A 12,682-nucleotide genomic window follows, 5' to 3' on the forward strand; every position below is an offset into this window, starting at 1 on the left:
GTCACCCGCCATGTTGTCCACTTTGCTGCCGTTCATGCTGTTCGCTTTCGTGGCTTCGATCACCCCCGGCCCTACCAATATCCTGGTGCTCAGCAACAGCGCGCGGTATGGCTTCAAGGCCGCGTTGCCGATCATTTTCGGCGCGGGCGCCGGCGCGGCGGGCATCGTGTTGCTGGTGGGCTCGGGCGTGGGCGAGTCTCTGGTTCGGCTGCCCAGGGTGCAACTGGCGATGCAATGGGCCGGGGTGGCTTGGCTGAGCTATCTGGCCTGGCAGATTTACCGCACGCCCGCCCAGGCCATCGGTGTGCGCTCGACGCAAAAACGCCTCGGTCTGGCCGGCGCCGCCAGCCTGCAATTGGTCAACCCCAAGACCTGGATGATGGCGTTGGCGGTGGTCAGCGTATTTGCCGGCCATGGCGCCGAACGCCAGAGCCAGGTGCTGTACCTGTCCCTGGTGTTTTTCGTGGTGTCCCTGCCCTGCCTCGGAGTCTGGGCCATGTTGGGCGCGGGGTCGGGTCGAGTGTTGCGCTCGGCCAAGGCCATGCAACGCTTCAACCGAAGCATGGCCCTGCTGCTGGGTTCGACCTGGCTGAGCGTACTGATTTGAAGACAAAAAAAGGGGAAGCCGAAGCTTCCCGTTGTTGAAGTACACAAGTGCCTTAGAAATCGTAACGCACGCCGAAGTTGACACCCCACGGCTGATCGATTTTCTTGCCCTTGCTGGTTTCCACGTCCGCATGCAGCTTGACGTTCTTGCTGACCGCCATGGCCACACCCGCTGCCAGTTCGATGCGCGAACCGGACAGATCATTGTTGAAACTCTGGTTGTTGATGAACACCTTGTTGCTCTGGTCGAACTCATGGGCAACGGCCGTACGCAGGTACGGCTGCAACACACCGCCGCTTTCCAGCTGAATGTCCATACCAGCGGTTACGCCGACCTTACCGACCACGGAACTGGAACGGTCGCCCTTGGCCTGCAGACCGTTGGACAGCTCATAGCTCTGCGCCTGAGTAATCGTCGCCGCCAATTGGCCGTAAGGTTCAACGAAGAAATCGTTGTCCAGCTTGATGTGGCGACCGACCTCCGCCGAAGCACCTACCGCATTCTGCGCGTAGCTGCCCTTGGCCTTCTTGCCATCGCTCATGGTCACATCGACATCGTTGTGCAAGCGGTTGAGCTTGGCGACGGCATCGAAATACAGACCGCTCTCGTCATCCAGCCAAGTGGCGTAGGCCCCCAGATAGTAGCTCTTGACCTCGCCTTTGCTGCCACGGGTGAGGCTCAGGTCCGAGGAGCTGTGACCGGCCATCACACCCGCCAGCCACTGGCCGTCGCCGCTGGACAACGGCGCATCGGCACCGATGGTGAAACCCTTTTGCGTTTGCGAATAGCCGGCGCCGTTCTTGTTCGCGGCCACTTCGTGCTTGTTGCCATAGCTGCGCATCCACAGGCCGTTGTTCTTGCCTTCGCTGAAACGCAGTTCCCCCATGCGAGTACGCAGGATGGACGACTCGCCGTATAACACGGTCGGCGCGCTGTTGAACAAGGCCAGTACCGAATGGGCGCTGGTGCTGGTGCCTTTGCGCGTCGGGTCCAGCAACCAGTCGGTGCCATCCTTCTGCAAACCATAGGCGTAGGCGCCGATATCCACGGTATCGCCCACCAGGGAGAAGTGTGCGTCACCGCCCTCGGTGTGCACCACCTTGATCTGCTCGCCACTGGCCAGCTCCGAACCGGTGGCGTTCAGCAACAGGCTATGGTTGCCTTCGGCACGGCCTTCCACATTGAGGAAGTCCGTCTGGTGAGTGGAGAAGTCGGTGTGCATGACGAAGGTGCCATTGCCTTCCAGGCTCTTCACGTCCAGTTGGTAGAATTCATCCGGCGCGCCGAAGTGCACGGCACCGCCGCCCATCTTCAAGGCCTCGACAGTACTGTCACCCACCAGCACCCACTGCGAAGCAGTATTCACGCTCAGCTCGGCCACGTTTTTCAGCTGGCCGGTGAGCGACGAACCGTTGTTGAGTTGCAACGTGGCGGTGCTGCCTTCTTCGACCATTACATCGCCGATCAGATAGCTGAAGTCGACGTTCATGTTGGCGGTGGACCCACCGGTGACTTCCAGGATATTGCCGTTGCCGCCGGTAAGGGTCGAACCGTTGCGCACCTGGATATCGGCCTTAGTACCGGCCCTTGCGAGGATCGCCGCGCCATTCGTGCCTTGGACGCTGGACCCCTCCAGTACCAGTGTGCTGTCCAGCACGCCGGAGGAGCCGTCAATGCCCATTTGCACACCATTTGCCCCTCCCACAATGTGGCTTTGGGTGGCGAAGGCTTGTCCGCTCATCAGTGAAACACCAACGCCATTGGCGTTCGTCGCCTCGATGCGAGAGCCGGTAAAATCCAGCACGCTGTAGGCGCTGGCACTCGCGCCGCGATTGGTGCCGGTGATGGTGCTATTGACCACTTTGATATTGGAGCCATCGATCCCGCCCAAGGAGCGTCCAGCCATCAAAGCAGTACCGTTGCTATGAATGACATTACTGTCGCTGATCAACACGTTGCTGCCGCCGACAGCATGAACAGCAGCGTTGGCCGTGCTGCGAGCGATGACGTCGGAGCCGCTGATGCGGACCTGCGAATCAGTCGCAGTAATATCTTGGGTAGAACTGCCCGGCGTGACCGTCAATGTAGCGGATCGAGCGCGAATATCCTTGGTGACAGCACCCTCGACCGTCAGACCGGAACCTGGGAGTAATTCAAAACGATCCGGTGCGGGACCTGGGCGGACATACTCGTCAGGCCCGGTGACCACTCGGGCTTCGGCTGCATGAGCCATAACCATGAGCAGGGTGACAGCCTTGACTCTCAGTGCGAGACTCAAGGGCGAAGGTTTGAAATTGAATACGGATGACATGTAACGAACCTCTGGGTTGGCATTCCATTACGGAAGAAACTGGCCGGTTCCAAAGTACGTGGGACCCTGCCAATCGAACGCCGCCAAAGTTATCCAGAGTGGTTACCACTTTATGTAGGACTAATCCCAAGTGCCGTCATTAAAGGGCTACACGGCAAGTAATCCTGACCAAGGGATGCCCAGCGTCCAAAGATCGTTATAAAAAACGCCAAAGGGAGGCCGTGCCTCCCTTTGGCGACAACTGAGACCCCTACGGTGCCGGCACGGGGGTTCCGTCGCAGAAAGTCACGTTAGTCCCGCCTACTAGATGGCCACGCACCCGTGGTGTGGCTTCAGCGGAAGAAACCGTTTCGCCATGCAACGTAATGGTGTAGTGAACCCTGGCTGAACCGGCGAGCCGGTCAGCGGTAGTGGGTTGAATCGGTTTGAAGCGTGTGAAGTAGTCCTCCAGTTCGACCTCGAATCCAGCGTTCAACATGGCTTGCGTCAGCGGCGGCGAGTCCTTGAATCCATAGACTGCAGTGACTTCGTCCGCACCCAAGTCATCCCGGTAACCTCGCCAATGCACCCTGACAATCATGTTCAAGGTGAAATGCTCTGAGGGCTTAACATGAACTACGATATTGCCCAGTGCGGGCACGAAGCTGGTGCAATTGACAATTCCATCTCCGCCGCCTACCAGTTTACGAATAGTTGGAGCAAGGAGTGAAATGATGTTGGCCGTGACCTCTACTGGGGTTGTGGGCGAATATTGCCTGTTCGAAGTGCCTGTCGAGCCGATGGTGTAATGCACCCTCTTCGTTCCATTGCTATGATCGGCAATGATGTTCCACGGGATCTGCAGCGTTACCTCCTGAGATGCCATACCGCTGGGTACGAACAGGGTGTCAGCCAATACGCCCTCGTAATAGAGATAGATCGTGAAGGGACTGGCGTCGGGCGTGGGGGGAGTGTCCCACAGCGTTATATGTACATTGGCTGGCCGGTTTGCGTGCTCAGGCGTCAGCTCATTATCCGCACCCTCAACACCTGATGCATCCTCGCCCTTGACCAATGCCACGTTCAGATTAGGGTTGATCAGGCTCGGCTCGTCCGGATTGGTTGGTCCCACCACGAAGAGGTCCAGGTCCGTTAGTGCGGTCAACAGCGAAGAGTAGTTGACTGAGCGACGTTTGACGACGTAGGAAACGGTCGTCTCCAATGCCCCTTCCGTCGCCCCATAAATCTGAAGCAGGGTTGGATAGTCAGCATGTACCGGCACCGGAAAAGCATTGCTGCCCAGCGGCACATCGGGCAGCGTTCGTGAGCCCAAAGAGGTTGTCAAGGTCACACTGAGAATGTCACCGTCAATTCCTCGCAGAAAGTTGTCGTAGGCCGGTATACGAATGATCGCGCCATTGAGTTGCGCGGCGTCGTTACGATCAATCAGTTGATCGCCGGGTACCGCCAAATCGACAGTGGGCGCCTTGAAGTTAGTTGGCGCAGGAAACAGCCCCACATCAAAAACAAACTGGGACGACAGTCTCGCAGGGTTGCCCGCCGCGTCGTACAACTCGTAGCGCAAACTGCGCAATCCATCTTCACTGCCTTGGACAACCGACAATGGCAAGGGGATTGTCAAATTGGTAGGAAGCACCCATTTCGGATCGCTACTGCCAGCGGTAGGCAGATAGGGCGTATCCGAATTGTTGTAGTACAACAAGACATAGTCACCCTCTGCCCGCCCGTTCGCCACATAATCAGGCACAGAAAACAGCGCGGTTTCATTAGGCAACCCTTGGAAATACGCCAAGGTGGCAGGCGTTGGCAAATCTGCCGGAGGCAGCGGCGCAGGGATCGGCCCCACGTGGCTGTAATAAGGACCCGCAAGGTCAACGATCAGCGGCTGAGGTAACGATTCACTGGTATTACCGACGTTGTCAACGAATACGCTGTATAGCAAGAGGTGAACGCCAGGTGGCCGCCGCGCCAGTGCAATATTGACCGGCACACCGGTTGCCGGGGGGGAGGACACCGTAAATGTCGTGAATGGGTCGGCCGGTCGAGGGTCATCCAATGGCCACATCCACACACTCACAGTGTCCGGGAAACTTTGGTCCGTACTGAAATCATCCCAACGAGGAATTAAAAATTCCATGGTTTCTTTGAGCGCGGTATTGCGATTGATTAAACCGGGAAACCCCGACACCTGGCCCTCGTAGGAACCATCGGGCAAGGCATTCAATTGAGGGGCTGCTCGACGACGAGTTTCAAAGCAACGGATAAGTTCCAGCGTTTTCTTTTCCATCATTATTCTCCAGCGTTGGTTAACTAACACAGCGTTCTCAAGGCGTGCGACAGCACACGATTGAACATCGCAACTGCCTCACCGGTGGGGCGATTTACTTTAAACAAACAGCTGATTACAACGTTATTACCAGATCGGAATGAGCCTCTAGTTGTTCTTAGCCTCAACGCGGGTCGGGTCTCCGTCGTTTGAGCACTGAATCTCATCGCCTGCCTGGCAATACCCGCCCGCAGGATAGTTGAGATCGATACGGATACGTCTAGGCAATGATTCACCAATGAGTGCACCGCCACGCCTTACTTGGAACCAAACTTGCGCGGTACCGTGGTCGCGCATTGGAACCACTTTTTCTTCATAGGGCTGAACAAGGAAATGCAAGCCACTCTCCAATTGTTCCAACGTGAAGAATGTCTGGTTTTCGGCGTATCTGGACTCATCAATAACCGGCGGTTCCCATCCATTATTAGGGAAGCCTTCCCACAACAGCCTCACCACATCGTTAAGCTCAAATCGCGGATCGGGCAAGACATGCCAGCCAACACCATCGAAAATTTCAGGCTTGGAACAGCACGACAATTTAGCGGCGGAGCCCACCAACGAGTGTTTAAGCACGGGGGCGTTAAATTGGAGCAACGCCCCCGTGTTGACATTCACCAACGTATTGGAAGAGCGCTGATCATTAACCCCGTTGCTGGTGGTGTAATGCACCGGCAAGGCCGGGTTAATGACGCCTTCCATTACGGCCCAGGGAATCACGCTGGAAAACACCAGCTGCCCTTCTACATCCCCAAATTGTACGGTGTAGGTAGCGACCGGCCCTGCCCCATTCCAAAAGAACCGAAGAATCTGTCCGGGCTCGGGGTTCTCATAAAGCAGCACACGAGCGCGTGCGCCTGCCGGGTTGTCAAGATGGTTGACAACGTTCTGAGTGTTGGAGGTTAACCCCCACACTTGCGCGATGGGCAAATCCGGATTAAGCAGTGCCGGCGCATTGGCATGGTCCTGCCCGGCGACAGTCAGGTTCACATTCACCAGAATATTGAAGGACGGAAACGGTGGCAGCATGCCACGGATGATTTCATAGCGGACCGGAATCGTTTCGGCGATTAATACGTCAGTCAGGGGGCCGCGCAAGACACTCCACGGTATCTCGACGTCACAGGGAAAACCGTTGACTGGTTGCACGGCGGTGGGGCGGCCTTTCCAATACACGATGACATGATCCGTGGGCGCCCAGCCGGTGTAAGCACGTATCCTGACAAACACTCCGGCCCTGGCGTCTTCGCGATTGATCAGTAAGTCGTCGTAGCGAGGCGGGACAATTTGCGGCAAAGGCAAGTTACCCGGCAGTGGGGTCAATGCCAATTGAAACGGTAGACCCGCACTGCGGTCGCTGAAGTTGCCGGCCCTATCAAAAATCCGGAAGAAAATGTACGCGGCACCGTTACTTAGTGTGCGAAACACATCGGCAGGCAACACAGCGATCAAGGGATCAGTACTGGAGACCAGCTCAAACATACCGTCCTCCCCCGCAATGGGAGGATTGGCTAAGTTCGACAGATAAAAATGAATGACGTCGCCGTCATCCCGCCCCGTATAAACAGGGACTTCAAAAGCTACTTGCGGGTTATTGCTCAAGTAGTCCTCATCCATGACGGGTGAAGGTGTTACAACAAACTCCAGGTGATCCGCCGGGTTCAGCAACCCCGGGGCGTTCATATCGACTGTCAGTGTTCGTTTGGGATCGAGAACAGTCTCTCCACCAAATGAATCAGTGACTGAGTAGTACAATTCAACCGGGCCAGACTGCGCACGCAGCACTTCTAACGGTATAAACATCTCCTGCTCGGCAGGGAGCGGCGGCGGCGGCGAGTTGACGTCTAGACCGCGGGAATAAACCACCACACCGGCCCTCGCCCAAAAGAGCTTGATTTTATGAGGTGTGTCCAACGGCTCAGGGGGCGGCACCCACATTGGGATCAACACTCGAAGCGGCGCAAGCATCAGCCCCGCCGGTATCAAGCCAGTGGGATCCGCAGGGTTAACACCGGGAATGCGTATCGGGAGCAGGCTCAGCACCCCTGGAAGCGCTGAATCAACGGTCTTGGTGTCAGGAATGGGTGTGCGAGACATGACGACTTCCTCAATGGTGCGGCAGGTTGCAACGTGAGGAAATTAAATACTCAACGACGCGCCTGCGAAACTGTCAGAAATAACAGGTGGCGCGGCCACTCGTCGGAATGGCGTGTCTGGGCCAAACCATCATTTCCTTGACGACCTGCGTTATAACGTGTTCCATGAAACCGGTTTCAGCCGCCGCTTATATGAAGCTTCCCAATAATAAAGGCCGTCTCACGTGACCACTTTTTCCGCCGCCCAGCGCAGCCGCGTGACCATGCTCGACGTTGCCCGCCACGCCGGCGTGTCCAAGGCCAGCGTCTCGCGTTTCATCGGTGAAGACCGCGCCCTGCTCTCGGATGCCATTGCCCTGCGCATCGAGCAGGCCATCGACCAACTCGGCTACCGCCCCAACCAGATGGCGCGAGGCCTCAAACGTGGCCGCACCCGTCTGATCGGCATGCTGGTGGCCGATATCCGCAACCCCTATTCCATCGCCGTGATGCACGGCGTCGAAACCGCCTGCCGCCAGCACGGCTACAGCCTGGTGGTGTGCAACACCGACCGCGACGACGAGCAGGAGCGCCAGCACCTGGCGGCACTGCGCTCGTACAACATCGAAGGCCTGATCGTGAACACCCTCGGCCATCACCTCGACCAACTGCTGGAACTGCAACGGGAAATGCCCCTGGTGCTGGTGGACCGCAAAGTCGAGCCGCTGCGCAGCGACCTGGTGGGCCTGGATAACCCGGCAGCGGTACGCATGGCCGTGCACCATCTGGAGCAACAGGGCTACCGCGAGCTGCTGCTGATCAGCGAAGCCACTGACGGCACCAGCTCGCGCCTGGAGCGCCTGGCCAGTTTCAAGGCCGAGATCGCCCGCCGCCCGGCATTGAACGGCGCCGTGCTGGAACTGGACGACGCGCTTGAAGCCCATCTGGGCAATTTTCTTTCCACCCCCGGCCCCAAGGCGCTGTTCTGTGCCAACGGCGTCGCCGCGCTGGCCTGCACCCGCGCGCTCAAGGCATTGGGGTGCGACCTGTTCGGCGATGTCGGCCTGATCGCCCTGGATGACTTGGACTGGTACCCGCTGGTAGGCAATGGCATCACCGCCCTCGCCCAACCCACCGAGGCCATCGGCGCCAGTGCGTTCGACTGTCTGCTCAAGCGCCTGCGCGGCGACACCGAGCCGACCCGCACCCTGGATTTCCTGCCCCAACTCATCGTCCGAGGCTCCACCACGCGCCGACAGGAATGACTGTTTTTTGAACAAAAATGAAACCGGTTTCAGAGGTACAAAAACAATGCACAAATACCCCGTTTCCATCAGCCTTTCCAGCTACGGCGCCGATCTGGTCCGCCAACAGGGCCAGTTGAGTTTTGTCCAATTACTGGCACAGGCCGGCGCCCGGCGCATCGAATGGCGTGAAGAACTGCTGACCGTTGAGCAACCCGCCGAGCTGGCTGATGCGGTGGCCGCAGAAGGCCTGGAAGCCGTGTTCTCATCGCCATTGGAGCTATGGGTCGCCGGCCGCGCCCAGCCGAATGCCCAATTGAGCGCCACGCTGGACCGCGCCCAGGCCTTCGGCGCGCGCTGGCTGAAAGTCTCCCTGGGCTACTTCACCGACACCAATGACCTGCAAAGCCTGCACGCCCTGCTCAACCGACACCCGGTGCAATTGTTGGTGGAAAACGACCAGACCCTGCACGGCGGCCGTATCGAACCCATGCAACGTTTTTTCAGCGAAGTCGAACGCCTGGGCCTGCCGATCAAAATGACCTTCGACATCGGCAACTGGCAATGGCAGGACCAGTCCGCGCTCACCGCCGCGCGCCTGCTGGGCCGCCACGTGGACTACCTGCACTGCAAGGCCGTGGCCCGTCGCGCGGACGGCAAACTGGTGGCGCTGCCGCCGGGTGCCACCGACCTGCATCTGTGGGAACAACTGCTCACCCATATGACTAAAGGGATTACACGGGCAGTGGAATTCCCGCTGCAGGGCGACGACCTGCTCGATGTCACCGCACGCCAGGTCGCCAGCCTCGCCGTGCTTGGTCAACCTGGCGCGGAGAACACCCATGTCTGAGATCGATGTGCTGTCGTTTGGAGAAACCATGGCGATGTTCGTCGCCGAGCAGACCGGCGATCTGGCGCAGGTCCGCCAGTTCCACAAACGCATCGCCGGGGCCGACAGCAACGTCGCCATCGGCTTGTCGCGGCTGGGCTTCAACGTGGCCTGGCTGAGCCGGGTGGGCGATGATTCCCTGGGCCGCTTTGTGGTGGATACCCTCAGCCACGAAGGCCTGGACTGTCGGCACGTCGCCGTCGACCCGCTGCACCCCACCGGGTTTCAATTCAAATCCCGCGAAGAAGCCGGTGCCGATCCCCAGGTGGAATATTTCCGCAAGGGCTCAGCCGCCAGCCATCTGTCCGTCGCCGACATCAGCCCTGCGCTGCTGCAGGCCCGCCATCTGCACGCCACTGGCATTCCGCCGGCGTTATCGCCAGCCACCGGCGAGCTGTCCCGCGCGCTGATGACGCAAATGCGCCAAGCCGGGCGCAGCGTGTCGTTCGATCCCAACCTGCGCCCGTCGCTGTGGGCCAGCCAGGCGCAGATGATTGCCGAGATCAACGCCCTCGCCGGTCTGGCCGACTGGGTTTTGCCGGGCCTGGGCGAAGGTCGCTTGCTCACCGGTTTCGATGATCCGGCCGACATAGCCGCGTTCTACCTCGACCAGGGCGCCGAAGCCGTGGCGATCAAGCTCGGCGCGGACGGGGCCTATTACCGCACACAGCTGGACCAGGGCTTTATCGCCGCCGTGCCGGTGGAGAACGTCGTCGACACCGTAGGCGCCGGCGACGGCTTTGCCGTGGGCATGATCAGTGCCCTGCTGGAAAAACTCAGCTTTCCCGAAGCCGTGCGTCGCGGTAATTGGGTCGGCAGCCGCGCCGTGCAGAGTCGCGGCGACATGGAAGGCCTGCCCACCCGCGCCGACCTGCTCGGCCGATCCGTCGCCTGACCCCCAACGACCTGTTGCCACAACTACAACAAGCTCAGGAGCAAGCCCATGGAAACCGTGAAACTCGCCACCCGCCGCTGGTGGTACATCATGCCTATCGTGTTTATCACCTACAGTCTGGCGTACCTGGACCGTGCCAACTATGGCTTCGCCGCCGCCTCCGGGATGGCCGAAGACCTGATGATCACCCCCGGCATGTCGTCGTTGCTGGGGGCACTGTTCTTCCTCGGCTACTTTTTCTTCCAGGTGCCGGGGGCGATCTACGCGCAAAAGCGCAGCGTCAAGAAACTGATTTTTGTCAGCCTGATCCTGTGGGGCGGTCTCGCCACCCTCACCGGCGTGGTGTCCAACGCCTATATGCTGATCGCCATCCGCTTTCTACTCGGCGTGGTGGAAGCCGCGGTGATGCCGGCGATGCTGGTGTACCTGTGCCACTGGTTTACCCGCGCCGAACGCTCGCGGGCCAACACCTTCCTGATCCTCGGCAACCCGGTGACCATGTTGTGGATGTCGGTGGTTTCGGGCTATCTGGTGCAGCATTTCAGCTGGCGCTGGATGTTTATCATCGAGGGCCTGCCGGCGGTGCTGTGGGCGTTTATCTGGTGGAAGCTGGCCGATGAACGTCCCAAGGACGCCACCTGGTTGAGCGACGGGCAAAAGCAGGAACTGGAAACCGCTCTGGCCGCCGAACAGGTCGGCATCAAGGCGGTGAAGAACTACGCCGAAGCCTTCCGCTCGCCCAAGGTAATCATTCTGGCCTTGCAGTTCTTTTGCTGGAGCATCGGGGTGTACGGGTTTGTGCTGTGGCTGCCGTCGATCCTCAAAAAAGGCCTGCAGATGGACATGGTCGAGGCCGGCTGGCTGTCGGCATTGCCTTACCTGGCGGCGGTGATCGGCATGCTGGTGGTGAGCTGGGGATCGGACAAGCTGCAAAAACGCAAACGCTTTGTGTGGCCGCCACTGCTGATCGCTTCCATCGCGTTCTACGCCTCCTACGTGCTCGGCGCCGAACATTTCTGGTGGTCCTACACCCTGTTGGTGATTGCCGGGGCGTGCATGTACGCGCCATATGGTCCGTTCTTCGCCATCGTGCCGGAAATTCTGCCGGCCAATGTCGCCGGCGGCGCCATGGCGCTGATCAACAGCATGGGCGCCCTCGGCTCGTTCGGCGGCTCATACCTGGTGGGTTACCTCAACAGCAGCACCGGTTCGCCGGGCGCCTCGTACCTGTTGATGAGCGGCGCGCTGCTGCTGTCGGTGGTGCTGACGATTTTCCTCAAGCCCGGCGCCAGCGACCGTGAACGCGCGCCGCTGCCAACCCTTGAATTAAAGGTGAAAGCCCAATGAAAAAGTCTGTGGTGCTGTACAAAAAACTCTCCGCGCCGTTGATGGCGCGCCTGCACGAGCAGGTGGACGTCACCTTGATCGAAGCTCTGGATGACACCGGCCTGGCCAAGCTGCGCGACGCCCTGCCGAGCGCCCACGGCCTGCTGGGCGCCAGCCTGCGCCTGGACGCGCACTTGCTGGACCTGGCGCCGCAACTGGAGGCGGTGGCGAGCGTCTCGGTGGGCGTCGACAACTACGACATCGACTACCTCACCCGGCGCGGCATCCTCCTCAGCAACACCCCGGACGTGCTTACCGAAACCACCGCCGACACCGGTTTCGCGCTGATCCTGGCCACCGCACGCCGTGTGGTGGAACTGGCCGATATGGTTCGCGCAGGGCAATGGCACAAGAACATTGGCCCGGCGCATTTCGGCAGCGATGTGCACGGCAAGACCCTGGGCATCATCGGTATGGGCCGCATCGGCGAAGCCCTGGCCCAACGCGGGCATTTCGGCTTCGGCATGCCGGTGCTCTACCACAGCCACTCGCCCAAGCCACGGGTCGAGGAGCGCTTCGGCGCGCAGTACCGCAGTCTCGAAGACTTGCTGCAACAGGCCGATTTCGTCTGCCTGACCCTGCCGCTGACCGCCGAGACCGAAAAGCTGATCGGCGCCGAGCAGTTTGCGCTGATGGGCCCGGACACGATCTTTATCAACATTTCCCGCGGCAAAGTGGTGGATGAAGCGGCGCTGGTCGAGGCTTTGCAGCAACGCACGATCCGCGCGGCGGGGCTGGATGTGTTCGAAAAGGAACCGCTGGATCACAGCTCGCCGCTGCTGCGATTGAACAACGTGGTGGCCACGCCCCACATCGGCTCGGCGACCCATGAAACGCGCGAGGCCATGGCCAAATGTGCGGTGGATAACCTGCTGGCGGCTTTGACGGGCCAGAAGCCGAAGAACCTGGTCAACCCGGCCGCCTTTAAGCAATAGGCACACTGAAGGCAAAC

The 12,682-nt window shown here is 59.6% G+C and carries 9 protein-coding genes; 6 read left to right on the plus strand and 3 right to left on the minus strand.

The annotated features are described in order from the left end of the window. The first annotated feature begins 10 nt into the window (after positions 1-10). Positions 11-607 carry a LysE family translocator gene (locus QRN10_RS09775; protein ID WP_285428301.1) on the plus strand — a complete coding sequence of 199 codons (597 nt, stop codon included), beginning with the start codon at positions 11-13 and terminating at the stop codon, positions 605-607. Between the two features lie 52 nt (positions 608-659). Here QRN10_RS09775 and QRN10_RS09780 read toward each other — a convergent pair whose 3' ends face one another. From QRN10_RS09780 to QRN10_RS09790, 3 genes are all read right to left on the minus strand, one after another. Further along, on the minus strand, positions 660-2,918 hold the full coding sequence (locus QRN10_RS09780; RefSeq protein WP_285428302.1) for an autotransporter outer membrane beta-barrel domain-containing protein: 2,259 nt from the start codon (positions 2,916-2,918) through the stop codon (positions 660-662). 250 nt (positions 2,919-3,168) lie between these two features. Further along, positions 3,169-5,205, minus strand: a complete 2,037-nt coding sequence (locus QRN10_RS09785; RefSeq protein WP_285428303.1) for a hypothetical protein — start codon at positions 5,203-5,205, stop codon at positions 3,169-3,171. A 147-nt stretch (positions 5,206-5,352) separates the two neighbouring features. Beyond that, positions 5,353-7,338, minus strand: a complete 1,986-nt coding sequence (locus QRN10_RS09790) for a hypothetical protein (protein WP_285428304.1) — start codon at positions 7,336-7,338, stop codon at positions 5,353-5,355. Between the two features lie 223 nt (positions 7,339-7,561). Here QRN10_RS09790 and QRN10_RS09795 point away from each other — a divergent pair, with 223 nt between their 5' ends. From QRN10_RS09795 to QRN10_RS09815, 5 genes are read left to right on the plus strand one after another with little or no spacing between them, the layout of a single operon-like run. Next, entirely contained in the window at positions 7,562-8,581 is a 1,020-nt protein-coding gene (locus QRN10_RS09795; RefSeq protein WP_277526688.1) for a LacI family DNA-binding transcriptional regulator, read from the plus strand. 46 nt (positions 8,582-8,627) lie between these two features. After that, entirely contained in the window at positions 8,628-9,410 is a 783-nt protein-coding gene (locus tag QRN10_RS09800) for a sugar phosphate isomerase/epimerase family protein (protein WP_285428305.1), read from the plus strand. Next, positions 9,403-10,344 (plus strand): sugar kinase, encoded by a 942-nt coding sequence (locus QRN10_RS09805; protein WP_181077284.1) that lies wholly within the window; start codon positions 9,403-9,405, stop codon positions 10,342-10,344. The genes QRN10_RS09800 and QRN10_RS09805 overlap by 8 nt, the downstream gene beginning before the upstream one ends. Positions 10,345-10,392: 48 nt before the next feature. Beyond that, complete coding sequence (locus QRN10_RS09810; protein WP_181077282.1) at positions 10,393-11,691, plus strand: MFS transporter; 1,299 nt, start codon at positions 10,393-10,395, stop codon at positions 11,689-11,691. After that, the gene (locus tag QRN10_RS09815) at positions 11,688-12,665 is read left to right on the plus strand and encodes a 2-hydroxyacid dehydrogenase (RefSeq protein ID WP_285428307.1); all 978 of its coding nucleotides are present in this window, start codon (positions 11,688-11,690) and stop codon (positions 12,663-12,665) included. Before QRN10_RS09810 ends, QRN10_RS09815 begins: the two co-directional genes overlap by 4 nt. Positions 12,666-12,682 lie beyond the last annotated feature (17 nt).

Source organism: Pseudomonas sp. lyk4-R2A-8, from assembly GCF_030209095.1.
GTDB lineage: Bacteria > Pseudomonadota > Gammaproteobacteria > Pseudomonadales > Pseudomonadaceae > Aquipseudomonas > Aquipseudomonas quebecensis.